This is a genomic window from Streptomyces sp. NPDC054047, assembly GCF_055585065.1.
This window is the reverse complement of the sequence record NZ_JBVJKV010000003.1, coordinates 115,415-140,997: the sequence shown is the minus strand read 5'-3', so window position 1 is coordinate 140,997 and position 25,583 is coordinate 115,415. Positions and strand designations below refer to the sequence as shown.

Sequence of the window (25,583 nt, the reverse complement as noted above, 5' to 3'; positions counted from 1 at the left end):
CGTTCGACCACCTGATCGGCGTTCGAAATACCGCACACAGACTGGGGTTTACGCATGGCACGCAGACGCTGGAGACTCGGGCTCACCCTGGGAGCCCTGCTCGCCGGAACGCTCGCCGCGGGACCCACCGCCGCGGCCGAACCCACCGACTACACCATCGACGTCGACCCGACCCGCACCGGCGCGAAGATCGACGACTCCATGTACGGCGTCTTCTACGAGGACATCAACCGCGCGGCGGACGGCGGCCTGTACGCCGAGCTCGTGCAGAACCGCTCGTTCGAGTACTCCACCGCCGACAACGCCTCCTACAAGCCGCTGACCTCGTGGGACACGTCCGGCTCCGCCGAGGTGGTGAACGACGACGGCCGCCTGAACGCCCGCAACCGCGCCTACCTCTCCCTGGGCGGCGGTTCATCGGTCACCAACTCCGGCTACAACACCGGCCTCGCGGTCACCAAGGGCAAGCGCTACGACTTCTCGGTGTGGGCCCGCACCGGCGCCGGCGAGCGCGCGCCGCTGACGCTCGCCCTGCGCGACGCCTCCGGCGAGCTCGCCCCGGCCCGCCGCGTCACCGCGCGCGGCGGCTGGGCGAAGTACAAGGCAACGTTCACCGCTGCCCGCACCTCCGCCACCGGCCGGCTCACGGTCGCCGCGGGCTCCCCCGTCGCGCTCGACGAGATCTCCCTCTTCCCCCGCGACACCTACAAGGGCCGCGCGAACGGCCTGCGCAAGGACCTCGCCCAGAAGATCGCCGACCTGAACCCCGGCTTCCTGCGTTTCCCCGGCGGCTGCCTGGTCAACACCGGCTCCCACGAGGCGTACGACGAGCGGTCCGGCTGGCAGCGCAAGCGCTCCTACCAGTGGAAAGACACCATCGGGCCGGTCGAGCAGCGCGCCACCAACGCCAACTTCTGGGGCTACAACCAGAGTTACGGCCTGGGCTACTACGAGTACTTCCAGTTCGCGGAGGACACCGGCGCCATGCCGCTGCCCGTCGTGCCCGCCCTGGTGACCGGCTGCGGCCAGAACAAGGCCACCGACGACCCGGCCCTGCTCAAGCGGCACATCCAGGACACCCTGGACCTCATCGAGTTCGCCAACGGCCCGGCGACCAGCGAGTGGGGCAAGAAGCGCGCGGCGATGGGCCACCCCAAGCCCTTCCGCCTCACGCACCTGGAGGTCGGCAACGAGGAGAACCTGCCCGAGGAGTTCTTCGCCCGCTTCAAGGAGTTCCGCGCGGCCATCGAGGCGAAGCACCCCGACATCACCGTCATCTCCAACTCCGGCCCCGACGACAGCGGTTCGGTCTTCGACAAGGCCTGGCAGCTCAACCGCGACGCGGATGTCGCCATGGTCGACGAGCACTACTACAACAGCCCGCAGTGGTTCCTGGAGAACAACGACCGCTACGACTCCTACGACCGGAAGGGCCCCGAGGTCTTCCTCGGCGAGTACGCGTCGCAGGGCAACAAGTTCTCCAACGCCCTGTCCGAAGCGGCCTTCATGACCGGCCTCGAACGCAACGCGGACATCGTCAAGCTCGCCTCGTACGCCCCGCTGCTCGCCAACGAGGACTACGTGCAGTGGAAGCCCAACATGATCTGGTACGACAACGACCAGTCATGGGGCTCGGCCAACTACGAGACACAGAAGCTCTTCATGCGCAACGTCGGTGACGAGGTCGTGCCCTCCACGGCCTCCGGCACCCCCGCCACGTCCGGGCCCATCACCGGCGCCGTCGGCCTGTCCACCTGGGCGACCAGCGCCGCGTACGACGACGTGAAGGTCACCGGCGAGGACGGCCGGACCCTCCTGTCCGACGACTTCTCCGGCGGTGACGGCCGGTGGAGCAAGGCCTCGGACAAGGGCACGTGGGCCGTGCGGGACGGCGCGTACGTCCAGTCCGACGAGGCCGCCGAGAACACCCTGGTCACGGCGGGCGACAAGGGCTGGCAGAACTACGACCTGAACGTGCGGGCCACCAAGAAGGCGGGCAAGGAGGGCTTCATGGTCGCCTTCGGGGTCAAGGACACCGGCAACCACTACTGGTGGAACCTCGGCGGCTGGAACAACACCCAGTCGGCGGTCGAGAAGACCGTCGACGGCGCGAAGCAGACCATGGTCCAGGACACGACGACCATCGAGACGGGCCGCAGCTACGACCTGCGCGTGGAGGTGCGCGGGCGCCAGGTGACACTCTTCCTCGACGGCAAGAAGTGGGGTTCCTTCACCGACGACAAGCCCGCGGAGCCGTTCCGCCAGGTCGTCACCCGCGACAAGGCCAGCGGTGACCTCATCGTCAAGGTCGTCAACGCGCAGGGGTCCGCTGCGCGCACCGAGGTGGGTCTCGGCTCGGGCACGAAGGTGGGGCGGACCGCGAAGGTGACCACGCTCGCCGCCGACCCGGCCGCGGAGAACACGAAGGAGGCGACGCCGGTCAGGCCGGTGGCCTCGACGTTCAAGGGGGTGTCCGACTCCTTCTCGTACACCTTCCCGGCGAACTCGATCACCTTCATGAGGATCAAGACCGACTGACGGCATCGGGAGACGGCACCGGGAGGCCGTCTGAAGAAGATCCTTCCGCGCGGCAACCTTTCCGGCGCGCGGCGGGGACAAGGGGGTGCGGCTGCTGCCCGGAGGTCATGGGGTTCCCGGGCGGCAGCCGCACCACACACCCGAGGAAAGGAACCACTGCTGTGAGCAGCGGCACCGGACGCCACCGCAGGACCCGCACGATCACCCTCGCCGCCGCCGTCGCCGTGGCGGCGGGCGCGGGCGGCGCCTACCTGGGCCTGGCTCCGGGCGACGCCGACGCCGCGAGCGGCACCGTGGTCGTGTCCACCTCCGCGGCGCTGGAGTCCGCGGTGGCCGGCGCTTCGGCAGGCACCACGATCCAGGTGCGCGGCGGCACGTACTACCCGGCCAAGACCTTGAAGTCGACCGCGGACGGCAGCGCGTCCGCACGCATCACGCTCGCCGCGTACGGCACCGAGAAGGTGAAGATCGACGGTTCGAAGCTAGCCGAGGGCTCCTGGCTCGCCGGGATCTACGGCGACCACTGGACCGTGCGGAATCTCACGTTCCGGAACTCCCCCGCCCAGGGCTTCGTCGTCACCTCGTCCGTCGGCGGGGTCTTCAAGAACCTGGTCACCGCCGACAACGGCGACTCGGGGTTCACGCTGCGCGGCGACGGCACGAGCGGCAACCTGGTGCAGAACCTCGACAGCCACGGCAACTACGACGCCGCCACGCACGGCCAGAACGCCGACGGCCTGGCCGTGAAGTTCGGCTCGGGCACGGGCAACAAGATCACCGGGGCGCGTCTGTTCAACAACGCCGACGACGGCATGGACCTGTGGCAGTACGCCTCCCCCGTCACCGTCGAGCACTCCTGGGCCTTCGGCAACGGCAAGAACCGCTGGAACGACTCCGCCTGGGAGGGCAACGGCAACGGCTTCAAGCTGGGCGGCGGCGGCGCGAGCGCCGCGCACCTGGTGAACAACAACGCGGCCTGGGACAACACGCTGCACGGCTTCACGGAGAACTCCAACCCCGGCGCGATCAACCTCAACCGCAACACCGCGTACGCCAACAAGGAGAGCGGCTTCTACTTCGCCACCGGCACGGCCCGCCTGGCCCGCAATCTCGCCGTCGCCAACGGCACCGGCCTGGCCGAACGAGGCTCCGGTACGGTCTCGGCAGCCAACAACTGGGACAGTGGTGTGGCGACCCCCGCCTTCCGCTCCACGGACGCCACCACGGCCTACGGGGCCCGCCGGACGGGCGGAGCGCTGCCCTCGACGGCGTTCTTGACGACGGGAAGCACCGCCATCGGCTCGGCCATGGACTGAATGCCGAGGCATCATGCCTGGTCAAAAGGGTCGTAGCAGGCTCTTTGGGGGGTTCGGTTGGCGGGTGGGGACAGGGCAATGACAGGATGAGGACCATGACAATCAAGGCTTATTTCGACATCACCATCGACGGCAAGCCCGAAGGCCGCATCACGTTCAACCTCTTCGACGACGTCGTGCCGAAGACCGTGGAGAACTTCCGCGCGCTCGCCACCGGCGAGCAGGGCTTCGGTTACGCCGGTTCGAAGTTCCACCGCGTGATCCCGGACTTCATGCTCCAGGGCGGCGACTTCACCGCCGGCAACGGCACGGGCGGCAAGAGCATCTACGGCGCGAAGTTCCCCGACGAGAACTTCCAGCTCAAGCACACCAAGCCCGGCCAGCTGTCGATGGCCAACGCCGGCCCGAACTCGAACGGCTCGCAGTTCTTCATCACCACGATCGCCACGACCTGGCTCGACGGCAAGCACGTCGTGTTCGGTGAGGTCGCGGACGAGGAGAGCCTGGCCCTCGTCAAGAAGATCGAGAGCTTCGGCTCGCAGTCCGGCGCCACCAAGGCCGAGGTCGCCATCGCCGCCTCCGGCACCCTCTAGTACCTGGCGTAGCTGGCACGAGCCCCCGCCGCACTGGGCGGGGGCTCACCCATGCCTGGCCCGATTTATCCCACTCTGCCCCGCTTTATTCCGGCGGCGCCCCCTGCGGGTCTGGATTCCGCCGGAGGACTGAGGCTGTTGCGCACATCACCCGTCCCTCCCGCACCGCCGACTGAGCGCACTGTCATCCGCGTACGTATGTACGGGAGACACCACCTCCCCCATCCGGAGTGCTCCCATGGCAGACGCGGGCAACGTCACCGCTCTCTTCCGCGCGTCGACCGCGCACAGTCCCTCGTACTCCGCGCTGAACAGGGCGGCGGCGGACAGCGGACGGCCGCTCGTCGACTTCTGCATCCCGTGCAATCCGTACTTCCCCACCCCCGAGATGTACGAGGAGCTGAGCGGACGGCTGCGGGACATCCTCACGTACTACCCGAGCGGCGCTGACACCATCGCGGCCGAGCTCAGCGCCGTGCTCGGGCTCAACCCGCAGACGGTGGTGATGGGCAACGGCTCGACCGAACTCATCACCTGGATCGACCACTTGCTGGTGCGCGACGCCCTGGCCGTGCCCGTGCCGACGTTCGGGCGGTGGACCGACCAGTCGATGGAGACCGGCAAGCGGGTGGACATGTTCCTGCTCCCGGAAGCCGACGGCTTCGTGCTCGATCCGGCGGCCTACGTCGACTTCGTACGCGCCCGCGGCTCCCGCACCGCCGTCATCTGCAATCCCAACAACCCGGACGGCGGTCTGCTGCCGCGCCGCTCCGTGCTCGCGCTGCTCGACGCGCTACAGGATCTCGACCTGGTCGTCGTCGACGAGTCCTTCCTGGAATTCGCCGATGCCGGACCGGAGTTGAGCGTGGCCGACGAGGCGGTCCTGCGCCCCAATGTCATCGTGCTGCGCAGCCTCGGCAAGAACTTCGGGCTGCACGGCGTGCGCTTCGGCTACCTCGTCGCCAATCCGGGCCTGGCCGGAAGGGTGCGCGCCGCGCTGCCCAAGTGGAACCTCAACTCCTTCGCGGAAACAGTGGTGTTCATGCTGAAGCAGCACCGCGCCGCCTACGACCTGAGCCTGCGCCAGGTGCGCCGCGACCGGCAGGAGATGATCTGGCACCTCGGCCGGCTCCCCGGCCTCACCAGCTATCCCTCGCAGGGCAACTTCGTGTACGTACGGCTGCCCGACGGCATCGACGGCGTGGTCCTGCGGGACCGGCTGCTCACGGAGCACGGCATCCTCGTCCGCGAGTGCGGCAACAAGATCGGCAGCTCCAGCCGCTTCCTGCGCCTGGTCGTGCGTCCGCCGGTCGACGTGGAGCACCTGGTGAGCGGCCTTCAGCAGGTGCTGTACGCGACCGGGGACGCCGGGCTTTTGCCGGTCCCCTACGGCACGGGGAACCCCGCGGTGGACCGTCTTGTGATGCGGGCCTGAGTCACCGGTGCGACCTGGGTCACCGGTGCGTGAAGCCGCTCATCGCCTCGGTGGGCACGCCGTCGTAGTCGAAGAGCGCCTGGTTCTCCCAGGCGTTGCCCGTCGAGGGGTCCGTCGGGTCCCAGCCGTTGCCGTCCACTGCGGTCCAGGCGGCGTCCCACCAGAAGACGCCCAGGCCGCGGCCGGACGGGACCGCCTCGACGACGCTCTGGATGTCGCGGAACCACGCCGCCTGGCCCGCCTCGGTCGCGGGGTAGCCGCCGACGAGTTCCTCGGCCTTGTCGATGACGTCCTCCCAGTCGTCGTCGCTGCCCAGGCGGAAGGGGTAGGCCGTCTCGGCGACGTAGAGCGGCTTGGCGTAGCGCGCCGCCAGGTCGTCGAGATTGGCCTGCAGGTCGGAGAGGGCGCCGTGCCAGTAGCCGTAGAAGGACAGGCCGATGACGTCGAAGGGCACCTTGCGGGAGACCGCGTTGTCGAACCAGTCGCGGTAGAGGGCGTTGTCGCCGCCGTTGGCGAGGTGAAGGGCGACCTGCGTGCTCGACGAGACGGCCTTGGCAGCCGCGGCTCCCGCCGTCAACAGTCCGGCGAGCTGCGTCCAGTTGGAGGTCGAGCCGGTGGGCCAGAGCATGCCGCCGTTCAGCTCGTTGCCGATCTGCACCATGTCGGCGGTGGTGCCCTGCGCCTTGAGGGCGCTGAGGACGTCGTAGGTGTGGTCGTGGACGTCGGTCTTCAACTGGGCGTAGGAGTGTCCCGCCCAGGCCGACGGGATGGTCTGGGCGCCCGGGTCGGTCCAGGTGTCGGAGTAGTGGAAGTCGACGAGGAGCTTCATGCCCCGTGCCTTGACGCGCTTGGCGACGGCAAGGACGCGGGCCTTGTCGCAGTAGCCGTCGGCCGGGTCGACCCACACGCGCAGGCGGGCGTAGTTCATCCCGGCGGACCTGAGCACGGCGAGCGCGTCGGCCGTGGCACCGGAGGCGGTGCGGTAGACGCCGCCGAAGTCCTCGCTCTTCTTGAGCGAGGAGATGTCGGCGCCCTTGATGGGCAGGCCGGTCGATCCCGGGGTGAGGGTGATGTCGTCGAAGTTCACCCAGTTCCCCGCGTTCGCGTCGGAGTACAGGCGCACGGTGCACGCGTTGCCGGTGACCGTGACGGAGGTGACCAGGCGGATCCACGCGCCGTTCGGGGTGGGCGGCAGGTCGGTGCGCTGTTCGGCGGAGCCGCTCTTGAGGGCCAGGTAGGCCGCGTTCTGCCCGCCGCTGGAGCGGACCCAGGCGGTGAGCGTGTACCTGCCGTTGGCGAGGCCGGTGAGGTATTGGTACGTCTCGACCTTGTACGCCGAGGCCGACCAGTGCGCCAGGCGCCGGCCGCCGGTGCGGCCGCCCGCCTCGGCGAAGGAGGCGGCGGAGGTGCCGTAGGTGCTCCAGCCGGTGGTGCCGCTCTCGAAGCCGCCGTTGGTGAGGGTGGCCGCGGCGCTGGCGGACCGGGCGGGCAGAGCCATGACGGCGGCGCCGCCGAGCGCGGCGGCCAGGACGGCTCTGCGGGTGGCGCGTGCGCCGCGTGCCCCGGTTGGGCCAAGCGCCCCGGTCGAGTCAGGTGCCCCGGGCGAGTCAGGTGCCCCGGCTGAGCCGCGCGCCCCGCTTGAACCGGGTGTCGTTCCGTTTCCGTACATCGTCGATGTCCCTTCGACTTCGCGGTACTTGGGGTGGGGGCAGGGGGGTGGTGGCGCCGCGCGCGAAGGTCCCGGCGCGGCGCCACCGGGCCGGGTGGGGTCCCCCACGGACCCGCCCGGCGTCTGGGGGGCGTCAGCCGTCGAGGCGGACGACCCGTACGGCGCCCGCGGGCACCGCGAGGCGGCCGGCCGCGCGCTCGCCGGTGAGGAGCTCGGTGCCGTGGGCGTCGAGCGGCACCTTGGCGTCGGACGCGGTGTGGTTGACGGCGAAGACGTAGGTGCCGGTGTCGCCGTGCCGGGTCACCACCTCGACGTCACGCGGGAGTTCGGGCCGCTCGGTGACGCCCGCGTCGGCGCAGGCGTCCGCGAGCAGGGTGTCGAGGTCGCGGGCGGTCAGGCGCGTGGAGACGTACCAGGCGGTGCCCTCGCCCAGTCGGTTGCGGGTGACGGCGGGGTGTCCGGCGGTCAGGCCGTCCGCGTACGTCCACACCGTCTCGGCGCCGCGCGGCACGACGAACTCCGTCCACACGTCCCCGGTGAGTGCGGCGCCGCCGGGTCCTGTGATGCGCACCGAATCGCCGTCGAGCAGCGGCGAGAACTCCTCGACGGTCAGGCCGAGCACGTCGCGCAGGGCGCCGGGGCAGGGCCCGGGGTGCACGGCGTCGTGCTCGTCGACGATGCCGGAGAAGTAGGAGACGAGGAGGGTGCCGCCCTGCGCCACGTACCCCTTGAGGTTGAGCGCGGCGGCCTCCGTCGCCAGGTACAGCGCGGGCACCACCACCAGGGGGTAGGCCGACAGGTCGGCCTCGGGGTGGGCGAAGTCGACGGTGAGGTGGCGGTCGTACAGGGCCTCGTAGAACGTGTCGGCACGCTCGCGCGCGTCGTGGTCCTCGCTGGGCCGCCACTGCAGGGACTGCGCCCACCAGGAGTGCCAGTCCCACAGCATCGCCACGTCGGCGACGGTCCGCGTACCCTTCAGGGGCGCCAGCTCACCGACGGACCGGCCCAGTTCGACGACCTCGCGCCAGACGCGGGAGTCCGTTCCGGAGTGCGGCAGCATCGCCGAGTGGAACTTCTCCGCGCCGCGCCGCGACTGGCGCCACTGGAAGAACATCGCGCCCTCGGAGCCGCGCGCCACGTGGGCCAGGGAGTTGCGGGCCATCTGTCCCGGCGCCTTGGCCGGGTTGCGCGGCTGCCAGTTGACGCCGGACGTGGAGTGCTCCAGGAGCAGCCAGGGGGCGCCGCCCGCGACGGAGCGCGTGAGGTCGGCGGCCATGGCGAGGTTGACGTGGGTGCGGCGGCCGTCGGTGATCAGGTAGTGGTCGTTGGTGACGAGGTCGACCTCGCGGCCCCAGGCCCAGTAGTCCAGGGAGTCGCACTGGCTGAGCGCGGTCATGAAGTTGGTGGTGACGGGGGCGCCGGGGGCAAGGCGGTGCAGGATGTCGCGTTCGCGCACGAAGTTCTCGCGCAGGGTGGCGTCGGCGAACCGGCGGTAGTCCAAGGCCTGGGCGGGGTTGCCGACCGTGGGGGTGGCGCGCGGCGGTTCGATCTCCTCGAAGGAACCGTAGCGCTGCCCCCAGAAGGCCGTGCCCCAGGCCTCGTTGACCGCCTCCACGCTCCCGTACGTGGTCCGGAGCCAGCTCCGGAAGTGCGTGGCACAGGAGGCGCAGTAGCAGGCGGAGACCGGCACGCCGTACTCGTTGTGGACGTGCCACATGGCGAGCGCCGGGTGCTCGGCGTACCGGCGGGCGAGCTGCTCGGTGATGGCTGCGGACGCCTCGCGGTAGGCGGCGTTGCTGTGGCAGATGGCGCCGCGTGAGCCGAATTCGTGGCGCACGCCCTCGGCGGTGACCGGCAGCGCTTCGGGGTGCGCGCGGTAGAACCAGGCGGGCGGCGCCACCGTCGGGGTGCCCAGGTCGGCGCGGATGCCGTTCTCGTGCAGGAGGTCGAGCACCCGGTCGAGCCAGCCGAAGTCGTAGGCACCGGGCGACGGTTCGAGCAGGGCCCAGGAGAAGATCCCGACGCTCACCATCGTGACGCCGGCCTCGCGCATCAGGGCCATGTCCTCGCGCCAGACGGATTCCGGCCACTGCTCGGGGTTGTAGTCCCCACCGAAGGCGAGCCCGGGCAGGCCCGTGGGGGTGGTCTCCGGCATGGATCTCTCCCGAGTCATCGATCAGTTGGGTCATCAATTGGGAACGTGCACACACACTTTCGCGGTTCTGAGTTCAACATAACCGCACAGCAACAACCATTGACAAGTGTCCTGGATGTTTCTCTACTGTGAACGCTCACAGATGCGTGGCAGGCCGCTCGTCGCAGCAGGCACAGCCACCCGGTAAGGGGAGACCATCCATGCCGTTCACGAAGCACCGCCGCTTCTACGCCACTTCGCTCGCCCTGACCCTCGGCGCCGCGGCCCTCACCGCCTGCGGCTCGTCGGACGACGGGAGCGGGCAGGAGTCGGGCCCCGCCTCCCTGACGTACTGGGCCTGGACGCCCGGCATGGACAAGGTCGTCGATCTGTGGAACGAGGGCCCGGGCAAGAAGGAACAGATCCAGGTCACGGTCAAGAAGCAGGCGTCCGGCGACACCCTCGTCACCAAGATCCTCACCGCCCACAAGGCCAAGAAGGCCCCCGACCTGGTCCAGGCCGAGTATCAAGCGCTTCCGACCCTGGTCAGCAATGACGCGCTCGCCGACATATCCGGTGAAGTGGGCGAGGTGAAGGGCGAGTTCCCCGAGGGCGTCTGGCAGCAGACGACGCTCGGCTCGGACGCGGTGTACGCCGTGCCGCAGGACTCGGGGCCGATGATGTTCTACTACCGCGCCGACCTGTTCAAGAAGTACGACCTCAAGGTCCCCACCACCTGGGACGAGTTCGCCGGGACCGCCCGCGCGCTCAAGAAGAAGGCCCCCGGCAAGGACCTCACCACGTTCTCCGCCAACGACTCCGGGCTCTTCGCGGGCCTCGCCCAGCAGGCCGGCGCCAAGTGGTGGACCACCCGGGGCGAGAAGTGGAAGGTCGGCATCGACGACGCGCCCACGCGTAAGGTCGCCGACTTCTGGGGCGGCCTCGTCAAGGAGGGCGCCATCGACAACCAGCCGATGTACACCCCCGCCTGGAACAAGGCCCTGAACACCGGCAAGCAGATCGCCTGGGTCAGCGCCGTCTGGGCACCCGGCACCCTCACCACCGCCGCGCCCGACACCAAGGGCAAGTGGGCCATGGCGCCACTGCCGCAGTGGTCCAAGGGAGACGACACCACCGGCAGCTGGGGCGGCTCCTCGACCGCCGTCACCACCGACAGCGGCCACAAGACGGCCGCCGCCAAGTTCGCCGCCTGGCTGAACACCGACCCGAAGGCCTTGGACGCGCTCGCGAAGGAAGGCGGCATCTACCCTGCCGCCACCGCCGCCCAGACCAGCGGCGCCTTCACCGAGCCCCCGGCCTTCTTCGCAGGACAGAAGGACTTCTACCCGCAGGCCGCCGAGATCGCCAAGACCGCGGCTCCCGGCGCCTGGGGCCCGAACGTGAACGTCGCGTACACCTCGTTCAAGGACGCCTTCGGCTCGGCCGCCAAGAGCAGGTCCGGCTTCGGCGACGCCCTGGACACCATGCAGGACACCACCGTGGCCGACCTGAAGAAGCAGGGCTTCGGAGTCGCGCCGTGACCTCCGCACGCCCCCGCCGCAGGACGTCGTACGGGTACAAGTACGGGGTCAAGAGCGCCCCGTACGCGTTCCTGCTCCCCGCCACCCTGCTCTTCGCGCTCTTCTTCGCGCTGCCCATCGGCTACGCCCTCTGGCTCAGCCTGCACAAGGTCGAGGTGAAGGGCCTGGGCCTGGGCAAGGACGCCCGGCGCGAGGTGTGGGCCGGGATCGGCAACTACACCGACGCGCTGACCGACTCCGAACTCCTGCACGGAACACTGCGCGTGCTCGGGTACGGCGCCATCGTCATCCCCGTGATGCTCGGCCTGGCCCTGCTCTTCGCCCTGCTCCTGGACACCGAGCGCGTACGCCTCACGCCCTTCACGCGCCTCGCGATCTTCCTGCCGTACGCCGTGCCCGGGGTCATCGCCGCGCTCCTGTGGGGCTTCCTCTACCTCCAGGACGTCAGCCCCTTCTTCTACGTCCTCGACAAGCTGGGCCTGCCTCAACCCGATCTTTTGGACGGCGGCCCGCTCTATCTGGCGCTCTCCAACATCGCGGTCTGGGGCGGCACCGGCTTCAACATGATCGTCATCTACACCTCGCTGCGGGCCATCCCGGCCGAGGTCCACGAGGCGGCGAAGCTGGACGGCTGCTCACAGCTGCAGATCGCGCTGCGCATCAAGATCCCGATGGTGGCGCCCTCGCTGGTGCTCACCTTCTTCTTCTCGATCATCGCGACGCTCCAGGTGTTCAGCGAGCCCACCACCCTCAAGCCGCTCACCAACTCCGTCTCCACCACCTGGAGTCCGCTGATGAAGGTGTACCAGGACGCCTTCGGCAAGGGCGACATCAACTCGGCCGCCGCCACCGCCGTCATCATCGCGGTCGCCACGCTCGTCCTGTCCTTCGGGTTCCTGCGCGCCGCGAACTCCCGTACGAAGAAGGAGGCGGCCCGATGAGTTCGCTCGCCGTCCGCAAGGCCGCGCCCGCCGCGGGCACCACCCCCGGCACCGCGCAGGGCCCGCCCGCACCCCGCCGGATCGCCGTCCTGCCCACCGCCGTGCTGCTGCTCGGCGCCCTGTACTGCCTGCTGCCCGTGCTCTGGGTGGTGATCGCCTCCACCAAGTCCGGCAGCGAGCTGTTCTCCACCTTCACGTTCTGGCCCGGCAGCGGCTTCACCGACAACGTCACGGACCTGTCCGCCTACCGCGAGGGCATCTACTGGCAGTGGATGGGCAACTCCGCGCTCTACGCGGGGCTCGGCGCACTCCTGTCCACGGCCGTCTCCGCCATCAGCGGCTACGCCCTCGCGATCTACCGCTTCCGCGGCCGCGAGACCGTCTTCAACGTCCTCATGGCGGGCGTCCTGATGCCCCCGGTGATCCTGGCCGTCCCGCAGTACCTCCTGCTCGCGAAGGCCGACCTCACCGATTCCTACGCCTCGGTCCTGATGCCGCTGATCCTCTCCCCCTACGGCGTCTACCTCGCCCGGATCTACGCCGCTTCGGCCGTGCCCGGCGATGTCGTCGAGGCGGGGCGGATGGACGGCGCGAGCGAGTGGCGGATCTTCACGCGGATCGCGCTGCCGATGATGGTGCCCGGCCTGGTGACGGTGTTCCTCTTCCAGTTCGTGGCGGTGTGGAACAACTTCCTGCTCCCCTACATCATGCTCAGCGACGACGAGAAGTTCCCCATCACGCTCGGCCTGTTCACGCTCCTGGAACAGGGCTCCAACACCCCCGCGCTCTATACCCTCGTGATCACCGGCGCCCTGCTGGCCGTCGTACCGCTCATCGCCCTCTTCTTGGTCATCCAGCGCTTCTGGAGCCTCGACCTGCTGTCCGGAGCCGTAAAGTCGTGACCATGCACGCAACGGGGGGCAGGCGCAGGCCGCCGACGATCCATGACGTGGCCCGCGAGGCCGGCGTCTCGCGCGGCACCGTGTCCCGCGTCCTCAACGGCGGCCACTACGTGAGCCCGTCCGCCCAGGAGGCCGTCAACGCGGCCATCCGCAAGACCGGTTACGTCGTCAACCGGCACGCCCGCTCATTGATCACCGGCCGTTCCGACTCGGTGGGCTTCCTGCTGACCGAACCGCAGGAGCGCTTCTTCGAGGACCCCAACTTCAATGTGCTGCTGCGGGGTTGCACACAGGCACTCGCCGCGCACGACATCCCGCTGCTCCTGATGCTGGCCGGCACCCCGGACGAGCGGCGCCGCATCACGCGCTACATCACCGCGGGCCACGTCGACGGGGTGCTCCTGGTCTCCAGCCACTCCGGCGACCCCGTCGCGGACGAGCTGCGGGAGGCCGGGGTCCCGCTGGTGGCGTGCGGGAAGCCGATCGGTCAGGCCTCGAAGGTGAGCTATGTCGCCGCGGACGACCGGGACGGCGCCCGCGACATGGTGCGCCATCTCCTCTCCCTGGGGCGGCGGCGCATCGGCACGGTGACCGGGCCGCTGGACACCCCCGGCGGCGTGGACCGGCTCGCGGGCTACCGGGAGATCCTCGCCGAGGAGGGCATCGCGGCCGACGAGCGGCTCATCGTGTCCGGCGACTACAGCCGGGCGGGCGGCGAGGCCGCCGCCACCCGGCTCCTGGAGCGGGCGCCCGACCTGGACGCCGTGTTCGTCGCGTCGGACCTCATGGCGCAGGGCGTCCTCACCGCCCTGCACCGCGCGGACCGCCGCGTCCCGCAGGACATCGCGGTCGGCGGCTTCGACGACTCGCCCGCCGCCCTGACCGCCCGCCCCGAGCTGACGACGGTCCGCCAGCCGTGGGACCGCATCAGCGCCGAGATGGTGCGGGTGCTGCTGGCCCAGATAGGCGGCGAGGACCCGGCCGCCGTGATCTTGCCGACGGAGCTCGTGATCCGCGGATCGGCCTGACGTACGAGGACGAGGCTGCCGGGGTGCCTTCCCGCAGCCGCGAGGGAGGGACCCGAACATGACTGACGCCTTGGCCACCGGCCGGGACGGTGCCGTGACCAACTGGGCCGGAAACATCACCTTCTCGGCCCGTGAGCTGCACCGGCCCACCTCCGAGGCCGCCCTGCGGGCCCTGGTCGCGGGCAGCCGCCAGGTGCGGGTGCTGGGCAGCGGCCACTCCTTCAACCGGATCGCCGACGTGGACGGCGACGGCACGGACACCGCCCTGCTCTCGCTCGCCGCCCTGGAGCCGTCCATCGACGTGGACACCACGGCGCGCACGGTGCGTGTGTCGGGCGGGGTGCGGTACGCCGAGCTCGCGCGGCACGTCGCCTCGTACGGGCTCGCGCTGCCCAACATGGCCTCGCTGCCCCACATCTCGGTGGCCGGATCGGTCGCCACCGGGACACACGGTTCGGGCAACGCCAATCAGTCCCTCGCGGAGGCCGTGCGCGCGGTGGAGCTGGTGACCGCCGACGGGGAGACGTGCGTACTGAGCCGTGGCGACGACGGGTTCGACGGCGCGGTGGTCTCGCTCGGCGCGCTCGGGGTGGTCCTGGCCCTGACCCTCGACCTGGAGCCGGACTACGCGGTGAGCCAGCACGTCTTCGGCGAACTCGCCCTGGTGGACGTCGACTTCGAAGCGGTCTCGTCGGCGGCGTACAGCGTGAGCCTGTTCACCGACTGGCACGGGCCGCGCTTCGACCAGGTGTGGCTCAAGCAGCGCGGCGATGCCGCCGTCGGCTTCCCCTGGGCGGTACCCGTGGGCGAGGCCCGGCACCCGGTGCCGGGCGTGCCCGCCGTCAACTGCACCGAGCAGCTGGGCGTGCCGGGGCCGTGGCACGAGCGACTGCCGCATTTCCGGGCCGAGTTCACGCCGAGCAGCGGGGCGGAGCTCCAGTCGGAGTATCTGCTGCCGCGCGAGCACGCCCTGGCCGCGCTGCACGCTCTGGACGCCCTCAGGGGCGAGGTGGCGCCCGTGCTCCAGGTGTGCGAGGTGCGCACCGTCGCCGCCGACACCCAGTGGCTGAGCCCCGCCCACGGCCGGGACACCGTGGCGTTCCACTTCACGTGGGTGCCGGATGCGGCGGCCGTGCTCCCGGTGGTCGCGCTCGTCGAGGAGTGTCTGGCGCCGTTCGCTCCCCGGCCGCACTGGGGCAAGGTGTTCGCCGCCGACCCCGCCGAGCTGGGCGCCCGCTATCCGCACGCGGCCGATTTCGCGACCCTGGCCCAACGCCTCGACCCGCGAGGGAAGTTCCGCAATGCCTTCGTGCACTCTTTCGTGCGTCCCTTTCTCCGGTGACCCGGCTCCATGACGGCCCACGGCAGGCCACGGCAGCTCTACGGCGGCTCACGGCCACTCCGGGCCATCCTCGGAGTTCCGGCGTAAAATTGTAATAAATCCGGCGATTCGGCCAGCCGTGGCAGAGCGCCTGCCCGCCGCTCCCGGGCCGAAGGATGGGGAGCGAGATGACCGCGCAGACACGTGACCTCGACCCGGTGCGACAGGAGCGGTTCGCGGAGCGGATGGTCGAGGTGCTCAATGACTCCTGCCTGGGATATCTGTGCAGCCTGGGTCACCGAACGAGACTGTTCGACGTGCTGTCCGGCATGCCGCCGGCCACCAGCGAGCGGATCGCCGAGGCCGCCGGTCTGAATGAGCGCTACGTACGGGAGTGGCTCGGCGGGATGACCGTGGGCGGCGTCGTCGAGTACGCCCCGGAAAACCGCACGTACTGGCTGCCGCCCGAGCATGCCGCCTCCCTCGCCCGGGCCGCCGGGCCCGACAACATGGCCGCCTTCTTGCAGGACCTCGCCCTGTTGGGCAACGTCGAGGATCAGGTCCTCGAGTCGTTCCACAAGGGGGGCGGCGTGCCGTACTCGTCCTATCCGCGCTTCCAGGAGCTCCAGGCCGAGGAGACCGCGCGGGTGTACGACGCCGCCTTGGTGGACGGCATCATCCCGGTGGCACCCGGCCTCCCGGAGCGGCTGCGTGGAGGCATCGACGTGCTGGACGTCGGCACCGGGCAGGGGCATGCGGTGATCGTCCTGGCCCAGGCGTTCCCCGCAAGCCGCTTCCGTGGCGTGGACATGTCCGAGACCGGCATCGCGGCGGCTCGCGACGAGGCCGCGCGGCTGGGCCTTGCAAACGTCCGGTTCGACGTGGCGGACTCGGCCGAATTGACCGGCTCCTACGACCTGATCACCGCCTTCGACGTGATCCATGACCTGGCCCGCCCGGCGCGCACTCTGTCGGCGATCACCGGCGCCCTGCGCGACGACGGGGTGTTCCTGATGGGGGACATCGCGGCATCGAGCAAGCTGGAGGAGAACCTCGGCCATCCGCTGGGCCCCGCCCTTTACACCTTCTCGGTCTTCTACTGCATGACCGTCTCCCTGGGCGAGGGCGGCGCCGGCCTCGGCACGGTGTGGGGCAGGCAGACCGCCCTGCGCATGCTGGCCGAGGCCGGATTCGGCGACGTCGAGGTCCATCAGGTGGAGGGCGACATCCTCAACGTCTACTACGTGGCACGGCGGAGCCACTGATGTCCGCGTCGGCGACGGGGATGCCGAAGTCCGGGGTGCCGTCCGCGTTCCAGCCGAGCTTCTGGATGCGGGTGTGGCGGTTGGGGTCGTGCAGGGGGTCGCCGACGATGTCCTTGTACTGGCGGGCGTGGTAGACGAGGACGTCGGTGCGGCCGTCCTCGGCGACGGTGAAGCAGTTGTGGCCCGGGCCGTACTGCTTGGTCGTGTCGTTGCTGGTGAAGACGGGGGTCGGCGACTTGGACCAGGATGCGGGGTCCATGAGGTCACTGCGAGAACCGGCGGTGAGCAGTCCCAGGCAGTAGTTGAAGTCGGTGGCGGAGGCCGAGTAGGAGAGGAAGACGCGGCCGTTGCGCTGGATGACGGAGGGTCCTTCGTTGACCTTGAAGCCGATGCACTCCCAGTCGTACTCGGGTGTGGTCAGGCGTATCTGAGGTCCTGTCAGGGTCCAGGGGCTGGCCATGCGCGACAGGAAGACGCCGGTGTTGTTGTCCATGCCGGGTTCGTACTGCGCCCAGGACAGGTAACGGCTGCCGCGGTGCGTGAAGGTGGTGGCGTCGAGGGAGAAGGTGTCCCAGGCCGTGGTGAGCCGCCCCTTCTCGGTCCAACTCCCCTTGAAGGGATTGGCGTTGGTGTTCTCCAGGACCCAGATGCGGATCTTCCACACGTCGTCGGCGGGTGCCGCGGCGAAGTAGATGTACCACTTGCCGTTGATGTGGTGGAGTTCCGGCGCCCAGATGTGCGAGGCCATGTCGCCGCTGGTGTGCCGCCGCCAGATGACGGACTCGTCCGCCCGGGTCAGGCCGCGCAGGGTGCGGGAGCGGCGCAGGATGATGCGGTCGTACTCGGGGGAGGTCGCGGTGAAGTAGTAGTGGCCGTCGGTGTGGCGGGTGATGTGCGGGTCGGCGCGCTGCTCGACGAGCGGGTTGCGGTAGGCGGCGGCCCGGGACGCGGCGTGGGCGGGTGCCTGGGCGTGGGCGGGTGCCTGGGAGAGCGCCGTCGGTGCGGCGGCAAGGGCTCCGGCGGCCAGCGTTCCTCGCAACACGGTTCTGCGGCTGGGTACTTCACTGTGGCTCATGCGGCTCCGTAAGGATCAGGCGGCCGGGGTCGACCGGTTCGGGTCTACGGGAGGGACTTCTCCGTGGCGGCGTGCGCCTCGGAGAGCGGTACGGCTGGGGGCCGGGGCGGTGCGCTCAGGGCGCGTCGCAGCAGGGGGACGGCGAGCAGGCCCAGGACCGCGACCGCGAGCAGGAACAGCAGGCCGGTCAGCGCGCTGCCGGTGGAGTCGACGACCGCCGCGATGCCCAGCGGACCGAACCCGCCGCCGAGGTTGCCCACGGCGTTGACCGCCGCGATGCCTGCGGCGGCCGCGGCTCCGGTCAAGAAGCGCGGGATCAGCGCCCAGAAGGCGGGCTGCGCCGCGTATCCGCCGACGGCGGCCGCGCACAGGCCGAGCATCTGCACGACGGGCGAGCCGAAGAGCGCGGTGACGGTGAACCCGGCGACGGTCAGGCCGAGCATCGCCGCCGTCCAGAGATAGGGGGTGTCGCGGCGGGCCACCAGGCGGGGTACGACGACGAGTCCGGCGGCGACACAGACGTACGGAACGGCGGAGACGAAGCCGATCTCGGTGCTCGTCAGGTCACCGAAGCCGTCGATGATCGTGGGCAGCCAGAAGGACAGGCCGTAGGTGGACAGCGGGAAGGCGAGGAAGAACACGGCGGCGGTCAGGACGCGGCGGTCGCGCAGGACCGCGAGGGCGTGCCGCGGCTGCTCGCCCGCTTCCGCCCGGTCGGCGGCCAGGGCGTCGGTGAGCCACTGGCGTTCATCGGCGTCGAGCCAGCGGGCCTGCTCCGGTCCCGCGGGCAGCCGGGCGAGGACGACCGGGGCGATGAGCACGGCGGGGATGCCGGTGGCCAGGAACACCCATTGCCAGCCGGTCAGGCCCCAGGTCCCGTCGAGGTCCATCAGGACGCCCATGAGCGGGTTTCCGACGATGAACGACACGGGCGCGGCGAGCATGAACGCGCCGATGGCGCGGCCCCGGTGGATGCCGGGGAACCAGCGGGAGAGGTAGTAGAGCACGCCGGGGAAGAACCCGGCCTCGGCGGCGCCGAGCGCGAAGCGGGCCAGGTAGAACTGCCAGGTGCTCTGCACGAGGACCGTGGCGATGGTGACCAGGCCCCAGGTCAGCAGGATGCGTGCGATCCAGCGGTGCGCGCCGACGCGGTGCAGCATGAGGTTGCTGGGCACCTCGAAGATCGCGTACGCGGTGAAGAAGAAGACCTGGCCGAGGGTGAACGCCGTGGCGCTGACGCCCAGTTCGGCCTGGAGCTCCAGTTTCGCGAAGCCGACGTTCGAGCGGTCGATGTAGGCGATCACATACAGCAGACCGAGAAACGGCAGCAGCCGCCACGCGGTCTTCTTGAGCACTGTGCGCTCCATGGTGCGAGCGTCCCCTCACGCCGACGTTCGTGATTTCGAACGCCATCTGATACTCCGAACGCCGAAACGGTAAGGGGGTGTTGGGGCAAGGTCAACGGTTGCGACGAGAAACGCCCGGAGGGCCGTTACGCGTCCCCTCCGAGCGCCTCCGAGCACGCCGTGATGTACGCGCTCACCAGCGGGCGGCGGTCCTCGCCCACGCGCCAGGCCAGCGCGAACCGGCTGGGCGCGATGCCGCGGACTGGGCGCGTGACGACGCCGCCGAGCGTGATCAGGGGTGCGTTGCCCGCGGCCACCAGGCAGACGCCACGGCCGTCCACCAGCGCCTCGTACGTCTCGTCGGTACTGGCGATCTCCGCGCCGATACGGGGCGGGCGGCCCGCGCGAGCGTCCAGGGCGAGCCAGTAGTCCCGCAGCGCGCCCGCGGCCTCGGGCAGGGCGAGGAAGGGTTCGTCGAGGAGATCGGCGAAGTCGACCTCGTCCCGGTCCGCGAGGCGGTGCGTGCCGGGAAGGGCGACATGGCGCGGCTCCTCGGCCACCACCACCCACGCGTAGCGCTCCAGGTCGGGCAGCGGCAGCCAGACGAAGGCCACGTCCGCCGCGCCGTCCGCGAGACCCGCGCTCGGGTCCTGCCAACTCACCTGCCGCAGCCGGATGGTGGCGGACGGATGGGCCTCGCTGAAGCGGGACCGCACCGCGGGCAACAGGCCGCCGCGAGCCGGTCGTGTACTCATGCCCACACAGAGCGTGGCCCGCTCCTCGGTCTTCGCCCGCTCCACCGCCTCGACCGCCAACTGCCATTCCGCAAGCACCTGTTGGGCGCGCGGCAGGAGCGCCGCACCCACGGCGGTGAGCCGCACCCCGCGCTGGTCCCGCACGAACAGCTCGGCACCCAGCTGCCGCTCCAGCGCCCGTATCTGCTTGCTCAGCGCGGGCTGCGAGACGAAGAGCCGCTCGGCGGCCCGCGTGAAGTGCAACTCCCGCGCCACCGCGACGAAGTAGCGCAGGTCCCTGCTGTGTACGTCTCTGCCGTGAAGGTCCATAACCATCAGCTATCACGTCAGGTCTTGGACGGGCCAGCGACTTCCACCCGAGGATGATCCACGTAGCCGGGAACGGGTGAACCGGCCCGCAGGACAAGAGAGTTCGTGATGACGAAGGTATGGCTCGTGACGGGTGCGACCAGCGGCTTCGGCCGGGCGATCACCGAGGCGGCCGTCGCCGCGGGCGGCGTGGTCGTGGCCACCGCCCGCGACGCGGCCTCCCTGGACGACCTGGTCACCGCCCACCCCGACCAGGTCGAGGCCCTCACCCTGGACGTGACCGACACGGCCGGCATCGAGGCCGCCGTGCGCGACGTCGCCGACCGGCACGGCCGCGTCGACGTACTGGTGAACAACGCGGGCCGCAGCCACGTCGGCGCCCTGGAGGAGGACTCGGACGCCGATTTGCGCGCCCTGTTCGACGTGCACGTCTTCGGCCCGGCGGCGCTGACCCGCGCCGTGCTTCCGCACATGCGGGCGCGGCGCTCGGGGGCGATCGTGCAGATGAGCAGCATGGGCGGGCAGATGTCCTTCGCGGGATTCTCCGCGTACAGCGGCACGAAGTTCGCCCTGGAGGGCATGTCGGAGGCGCTGGCGGCCGAGGTGGCGCCGCTCGGCATCAAGGTCCTGGTCGTGGAGCCCGGCGCGTTCCGCACCAGTCTGTTCGGCAACACCAGCGCCAGCCCCGTCGAGATACCCGACTACGCCGCGACGGCGGGCGCCACCCGCGCGATGGTCGCGGGCGGCGACGGCGAGCAGCCCGGCGACCCGGCGAAGGCCGCCGCCGCGATCATCGCCGCGCTCGACGCCGACGAGACTCCGCTGCGCCTGCCGCTGGGCGAGGACGCCGTGGACGCGGTCGTCGGGCACCTCGACACGGTCCGCGCGGAGATCGCCGCGTGGGAGAAGGTCACGCGGGCGACGGCCTTCGACGCCTGAGGCGGCGCCACCGGGCGCCAGCGGGTGTGATGACTGTCGTGGGTGTCAGCGGTCGCGCTTGACCGCCCGCAGCACCACGAACTTGGGGTCGCCGGCGACGACCTTGGCGTTGCCGAAGAGCTTCTGCAGCTTCACGTGGTAGCCGAGGTGGCGGTTGCCGACGACCCACAGCTCGCCGCCGGGGCGCAGCGCGGCGCGTGCGCTGTTGAACATCCGCCAGGCGGTCGCGCCGGAGGTGGCCTGGTGGCTGTGGAAGGGCGGGTTGTTCAGGACGAGGTCCACCGACCCCGCGGGTGCGGCCGACAGCGCGTCGCCCGCGATGAACTGCGCCCGCGTGGAGTCGGCGGCGTTCGCCCGGAAGGTGGCCTTTGCCGAGGCGACGGCGGGATACGACTCGTCGATGAAGGTGACCGTGGCCTCGGGGTCGGCGACGGCGGCGGCCGTGCCCAGCACGCCGTTGCCGCAGCCCAGGTCCACGATGTGCGCGGCGCCCGTGCCGGTCGGCAGGTGGCGCAGCAGGAAGCGGGTGCCGATGTCGAGGCGGTCGGCGCAGAACACGCCCGCGTGGTTGACGACGGTCAGCCCGGAGCCCACGCCGGAGTCGGCGTCCAGGACGTAGCTGCGCGGCCAGGGGCTGGGGCCCGCGTCGCGCTGCGGATCGGGCGTGCTGAAGATGAGCCGCGCCTTCTGCCGGGCCAGCGACGTCTTCGTAGGACCGATGATCCGCTCGAACAGGTCGAGCGTCGAGGTGTGGATCTCGGTGACCATGCCGGTGCCGATGACGACCGTGCCCGCGTGCAGGGCGGGTGCCAGGCGGTGCAGCTGGTCCTCCAGGAGCGCGAGGCTCTTGGGTACGCGGACCAGGAGGACGTCGATCCGGCCGGGCGGGGCGTCGCCGGTGGTCGAGAGCGTCACCGCGTCCGGTGCGAACCCGGCGCGTGCCACGTTGGCCCGCGTCGCCTCGCGCGCGAGGAACGAGTCGGTGATCAGCGTCGGCGCGTGCTGGGCGAGCGCGGTGGTCAGCGCGCCCCAGCGGTCGCCGACGACGGCCACGGTGCCGGAGAGGTCGACGGGCTTGGCCGCGTCCCGCGCCTCGCCCGCGGGCTCGCTCTCGCCCGCGAGATGCCGCAGGAGGTAGGCGTCGGCGGCGGACCAGGCGCGCAGCGGGTCGCGTCGGTCCTCGGGAAATCGTGTGAGGTCGTACGCGCCCCATGACGTGCTCAGCTGGTTCATCGTGCCTTCAGGCTATCGGAATGGCGCGCACACGATCTTCGCGGACGCCTGATCCTGCCGGGGCGGAGCGAGACCGCTGCGCCGAATAGCGGCTCTTGTAGTGCGAAAGCGGCCCGTTCTCCTTACCGTCCTTTCGTGGAGCACCCGCGCATCCCATCCCCGAGGAGCCGTCATGCCGGAGCTGTTCATCGGCGGAACATGGACCACTGCCGCGGACGGGCAGGTACGGGAGATCCGCTGCCCCGCGGACAACACCCTGGTCGCCACCGTCGACGAAGCCGGGCCCAAGGACGCGGCGGCGGCGATCGCCGCCGCGCGTGAGGCCTTCGACCGTGGACCGTGGCCCGCCACCCCGGCGGCCGAGCGCGGCAGGCTGCTGCTGCGCGTGGCCGACCTCCTCGAACGCGACAAGGACGCGCTCGCCCGCGCCGAATCCCTGGACACCGGGAAGCGGCTCGTGGAGAGCGAGTACGACATGGACGACATCGCCAACTGCTTCCGCTACTTCGGCAACCTGACGGCGTCGGGCGGCACCGACCGCATCGTCGACGCGGGCAGCACGGAAGTGGACAGCCGGGTGGTGCACGAGCCGGTCGGGGTCTGCGCGCTGATCACTCCGTGGAACTATCCGCTGCTGCAGACCGCATGGAAGGTCGCCCCGGCGCTCGGCGCGGGCAACACCTTCGTCCTCAAGCCCAGCGAGCTGACCCCGCACACCGCGATCATCCTGATGCGGCTGCTCACCGAGGCCGGGCTGCCGGCCGGGGCCGCCAACCTGATCCTGGGCGCGGGCCCCACCGCGGGCGCCCCGCTGAGCGAGGATCCGCGGGTCGACCTGGTGTCGTTCACCGGCGGTCTCGTCACCGGGCGGCGCATCATGGCCGCCGCGGCCCCCACGGTGAAGAAGGTCGCCCTGGAACTGGGCGGCAAGAATCCGAACATCGTCTTCGCCGACGCCGACTTCGAGGCGGCGGTCGACTACGCCCTGATGGCGATCTTCCTGCACTCGGGCCAGGTCTGTTCGGCCGGGGCGCGCCTGCTCGTCGAGGACTCGCTGCACGACCGGTTCGTCGACGAGGTGGTCGAGCGAGCGCGGCAGATCCGCCTCGGCGGGCCCTTCGACCTCAACGCCCGCACGGGTCCGCTGATCTCCGCCGCGCACCGCGAGAAGGTCGAGGCGTACGTGGCGGCCGGCATCGCCGAGGGCGCGGTGCTGCGCTGCGGCGGCGCGCGCCCCGACGATCCGGCGCTGAAGGACGGCTACTACTACCCGCCGACCGTGCTCGACGAGTGCACCCCGGGCATGTCCGTGGTCACCGACGAGTCCTTCGGCCCGGTGCTCACCGTCGAGCGGTTCCGCGACGAGGAGGAGGCGGTCGCGCTCGCCAACGACACCGTCTACGGACTCGCGGGCGCCGTCTGGTCGCAGGACACCCCCAAGGCGCAGCGCGTGGCGGCCCGGATGCGCGCCGGAACCGTGTGGATCAACGATTTCCATCCCTACGTCCCGCAGGCGGAGTGGGGCGGCATGAAGCAGTCCGGCTTCGGCCGCGAACTGGGGCCCGCGGGTCTGGCCGAGTACCAAGAGCCCAAGCACATCTGGCGCAACCTCGCACCGACCCCGCAGAGGTGGTTCGCATGAGCACGGAAACCGGCCCAGGACCGGACCCCGCCGTCCCGGAGAGGACGCAGGGCCAGCACGACGACGACGCGCTCGGCGAGCTCGGCTACCGCCCGGAACTCAAGCGGACCCTGGGCAACTTCCATACCTTCGCGGCCGGGATCAGCTACATCTCGATCCTGACCGGCACCTTCCAGCTGTTCTACTTCGGCGTCAGCTTCGGCGGCCCCGCCTACTGGTGGTCCTGGCCGATGGTCTTCGCCGGTCAGCTGATGGTGGCCCTGTGCTTCTGCGAGCTGGCCGCCCGCTATCCGGTCGCCGGTTCGGTCTACAACTGGGCCAAGAGCATGGGCGGCCCGCACGTGGGGTGGCTCGGCGGCTGGATGATGATGACGGCCACCATGGTGTCGCTGTCGGCGGTGGCGCTGGCCTACCAGATCACGCTGCCGCAGATCTCCGACTGGTTCCAGTTCGTGGGTGACGGCACCGGCAAGAACGACGCGGCGGCCAACGCGGTGCTCCTGGGCGCCGTGCTCATCGCCTTCTCCACGGCGATCAACGCCTTCGGCGTCCAGCTCATGGCACGCATCAACTCCGCCGGTGTCTTCATCGAGCTGATCGCCGCCGTCGGCCTGATCGTCTTCCTCGCGGCGCACATCACCCGCGGCCCCAGCAGCGTCCTGACCGAGACGAACGGCACGGGCGCCGGCCAGAGCCTCGGATACTTCGGCGCGTTCCTGACCGCCTCGCTGGCGTCGGCGTACGTGATGTACGGATTCGACACCGCCGCGTCGCTCGGCGAGGAGTCGCACAATCCGGGTAAGAACGCGCCCCGCGCCATCCTGCGCGCGCTCATCGCGTCCTTCTTCATCGGCGGTCTCATCCTGCTCTTCGCGCTGATGTCGGTGCCGGACCTGCAGTCCAAGGAGCTGACGACGGGCGGGCTGCAGTACGTGGTCCTCGACACGCTCGGTTCGACCATCGGCGAGATCTTCCTGTGGTGCGTGGTGGTCGCCATCACCGTCTGCGTCCTTGCCGTGCACGCCGCCGGCATCCGGCTCATGTTCGCCATGGCGCGGGACAACAACCTGCCGGCGGGCACGCACCTGGCCAAGGTGAGCCCCCGCTTCCAGACCCCCGTGGTGCCCGCCGTGCTGATCGGTGTGGTGGGTCTGGTCATCCTGGTGATCAACATCAACCAGCCGCAGATCTTCTCGGTGATCACGAGCATCGCGATCATCATGATCTACGTGGCCTATCTGCTGGTCACCGTGCCCATGCTGATCAAGCGGTTCCGCGGCCAGTGGGAGCCCAAGGAGGGCGCGTTCTCGCTGGGCAGGTTCGGCCTGCCGATCAACATCATCGCGGTGCTCTGGGGCGCGGCCATGTCCCTCAACCTGGCCTGGCCCCGCGCGGAGGTCTACAACGCGACCGGACCGCAGCACTGGTACCTGCGCTGGGGCGCGTTCCTCTTCGTCGGCATCGTCGCGCTCGGCGGCTTCGCCTACTACTGGTTCGTGCAGCGGCACAAGACGGGCGTGCTCGCCGAGCACCGCTTCGAGGCCGCCGACCCCACGCCTCCCCCGCCGCCGGCCGCCCCCTGAACCCCCTCTGATCTGGAG

At 70.4% G+C, this 25,583-nt stretch carries 19 protein-coding genes; 13 read left to right on the top strand and 6 right to left on the bottom strand.

Going from position 1 to position 25,583, the window contains the following annotated elements; genetic code table 11:
• Positions 1-54: 54 nt before the first annotated feature.
• From ACZ6ZP_RS12400 to ACZ6ZP_RS12385, 4 genes are all read left to right on the top strand, one after another.
• Complete coding sequence (locus tag ACZ6ZP_RS12400; RefSeq protein WP_469406669.1) at positions 55-2,538, top strand: alpha-L-arabinofuranosidase C-terminal domain-containing protein; 2,484 nt, start codon at positions 55-57, stop codon at positions 2,536-2,538.
• Between the two features lie 161 nt (positions 2,539-2,699).
• Positions 2,700-3,854 (top strand): right-handed parallel beta-helix repeat-containing protein, encoded by a 1,155-nt coding sequence (locus ACZ6ZP_RS12395; protein ID WP_469406667.1) that lies wholly within the window; start codon positions 2,700-2,702, stop codon positions 3,852-3,854.
• A 95-nt stretch (positions 3,855-3,949) separates the two neighbouring features.
• Positions 3,950-4,447 (top strand): peptidylprolyl isomerase, encoded by a 498-nt coding sequence (locus tag ACZ6ZP_RS12390; protein ID WP_351157636.1) that lies wholly within the window; start codon positions 3,950-3,952, stop codon positions 4,445-4,447.
• Between the two features lie 238 nt (positions 4,448-4,685).
• Positions 4,686-5,882: a pyridoxal phosphate-dependent aminotransferase gene (locus ACZ6ZP_RS12385; protein ID WP_361474618.1), complete on the top strand. Its 1,197-nt coding sequence runs from the start codon at positions 4,686-4,688 to the stop codon at positions 5,880-5,882.
• 19 nt (positions 5,883-5,901) lie between these two features.
• Here ACZ6ZP_RS12385 and ACZ6ZP_RS12380 read toward each other — a convergent pair whose 3' ends face one another.
• Complete coding sequence (locus ACZ6ZP_RS12380) at positions 5,902-7,380, bottom strand: glycosyl hydrolase 53 family protein (RefSeq protein ID WP_469406665.1); 1,479 nt, start codon at positions 7,378-7,380, stop codon at positions 5,902-5,904.
• A 304-nt stretch (positions 7,381-7,684) separates the two neighbouring features.
• Positions 7,685-9,706: a beta-galactosidase gene (locus ACZ6ZP_RS12375; protein ID WP_399981491.1), complete on the bottom strand. Its 2,022-nt coding sequence runs from the start codon at positions 9,704-9,706 to the stop codon at positions 7,685-7,687.
• Positions 9,707-9,906: 200 nt separating this feature from the next.
• Between ACZ6ZP_RS12375 and ACZ6ZP_RS12370 the strand changes: the two genes are divergently transcribed.
• From ACZ6ZP_RS12370 to ACZ6ZP_RS12345, 6 genes are all read left to right on the top strand, one after another.
• The gene (locus ACZ6ZP_RS12370; RefSeq protein ID WP_351157642.1) at positions 9,907-11,226 is read left to right on the top strand and encodes an ABC transporter substrate-binding protein; all 1,320 of its coding nucleotides are present in this window, start codon (positions 9,907-9,909) and stop codon (positions 11,224-11,226) included.
• The gene (locus ACZ6ZP_RS12365; protein ID WP_469406661.1) at positions 11,223-12,167 is read left to right on the top strand and encodes a carbohydrate ABC transporter permease; all 945 of its coding nucleotides are present in this window, start codon (positions 11,223-11,225) and stop codon (positions 12,165-12,167) included. The genes ACZ6ZP_RS12370 and ACZ6ZP_RS12365 overlap by 4 nt, the downstream gene beginning before the upstream one ends.
• On the top strand, positions 12,164-13,069 hold the full coding sequence (locus ACZ6ZP_RS12360; protein WP_361472275.1) for a carbohydrate ABC transporter permease: 906 nt from the start codon (positions 12,164-12,166) through the stop codon (positions 13,067-13,069). Before ACZ6ZP_RS12365 ends, ACZ6ZP_RS12360 begins: the two co-directional genes overlap by 4 nt.
• Complete coding sequence (locus ACZ6ZP_RS12355; protein ID WP_361472272.1) at positions 13,066-14,097, top strand: LacI family DNA-binding transcriptional regulator; 1,032 nt, start codon at positions 13,066-13,068, stop codon at positions 14,095-14,097. Before ACZ6ZP_RS12360 ends, ACZ6ZP_RS12355 begins: the two co-directional genes overlap by 4 nt.
• Positions 14,098-14,155: 58 nt before the next feature.
• A complete protein-coding gene (locus ACZ6ZP_RS12350; RefSeq protein ID WP_469406659.1) occupies positions 14,156-15,439 on the top strand; it encodes an FAD-binding protein in 1,284 nt (427 codons plus the stop codon).
• A gap of 167 nt (positions 15,440-15,606) precedes the next feature.
• Positions 15,607-16,683, top strand: coding sequence for a class I SAM-dependent methyltransferase (locus tag ACZ6ZP_RS12345; RefSeq protein ID WP_468613408.1), 1,077 nt, complete (start codon positions 15,607-15,609; stop codon positions 16,681-16,683).
• Here the strand turns inward: ACZ6ZP_RS12345 and ACZ6ZP_RS12340 are convergent.
• The 3 genes from ACZ6ZP_RS12340 to ACZ6ZP_RS12330 all read right to left on the bottom strand — a co-directional run bounded on the left by ACZ6ZP_RS12340 (position 16,649) and on the right by ACZ6ZP_RS12330 (position 20,174).
• On the bottom strand, positions 16,649-17,758 hold the full coding sequence (locus ACZ6ZP_RS12340; RefSeq protein ID WP_469406656.1) for a glycoside hydrolase family 43 protein: 1,110 nt from the start codon (positions 17,756-17,758) through the stop codon (positions 16,649-16,651). The two genes, ACZ6ZP_RS12345 and ACZ6ZP_RS12340, sit on opposite strands and share 35 nt — an antisense overlap.
• A 44-nt stretch (positions 17,759-17,802) precedes the next feature.
• Positions 17,803-19,125 carry an MFS transporter gene (locus ACZ6ZP_RS12335; RefSeq protein ID WP_469406654.1) on the bottom strand — a complete coding sequence of 441 codons (1,323 nt, stop codon included), beginning with the start codon at positions 19,123-19,125 and terminating at the stop codon, positions 17,803-17,805.
• Positions 19,126-19,250: 125 nt separating this feature from the next.
• Positions 19,251-20,174 carry a LysR family transcriptional regulator gene (locus ACZ6ZP_RS12330; RefSeq protein ID WP_469406653.1) on the bottom strand — a complete coding sequence of 308 codons (924 nt, stop codon included), beginning with the start codon at positions 20,172-20,174 and terminating at the stop codon, positions 19,251-19,253.
• A 102-nt stretch (positions 20,175-20,276) separates the two neighbouring features.
• On the opposite strand from ACZ6ZP_RS12330, the gene ACZ6ZP_RS12325 reads away from it, so the two are divergent.
• On the top strand, positions 20,277-21,107 hold the full coding sequence (locus ACZ6ZP_RS12325; protein ID WP_351157660.1) for an oxidoreductase: 831 nt from the start codon (positions 20,277-20,279) through the stop codon (positions 21,105-21,107).
• A gap of 45 nt (positions 21,108-21,152) precedes the next feature.
• Here ACZ6ZP_RS12325 and ACZ6ZP_RS12320 read toward each other — a convergent pair whose 3' ends face one another.
• A complete protein-coding gene (locus tag ACZ6ZP_RS12320) occupies positions 21,153-22,340 on the bottom strand; it encodes a methyltransferase (protein ID WP_383826116.1) in 1,188 nt (395 codons plus the stop codon).
• 172 nt (positions 22,341-22,512) lie between these two features.
• On the opposite strand from ACZ6ZP_RS12320, the gene ACZ6ZP_RS12315 reads away from it, so the two are divergent.
• On the top strand, positions 22,513-23,982 hold the full coding sequence (locus tag ACZ6ZP_RS12315; RefSeq protein ID WP_351157664.1) for an aldehyde dehydrogenase family protein: 1,470 nt from the start codon (positions 22,513-22,515) through the stop codon (positions 23,980-23,982).
• The gene (locus ACZ6ZP_RS12310; protein ID WP_351157667.1) at positions 23,979-25,565 is read left to right on the top strand and encodes an APC family permease; all 1,587 of its coding nucleotides are present in this window, start codon (positions 23,979-23,981) and stop codon (positions 25,563-25,565) included. The genes ACZ6ZP_RS12315 and ACZ6ZP_RS12310 overlap by 4 nt, the downstream gene beginning before the upstream one ends.
• Positions 25,566-25,583: the final 18 nt, after the last annotated feature.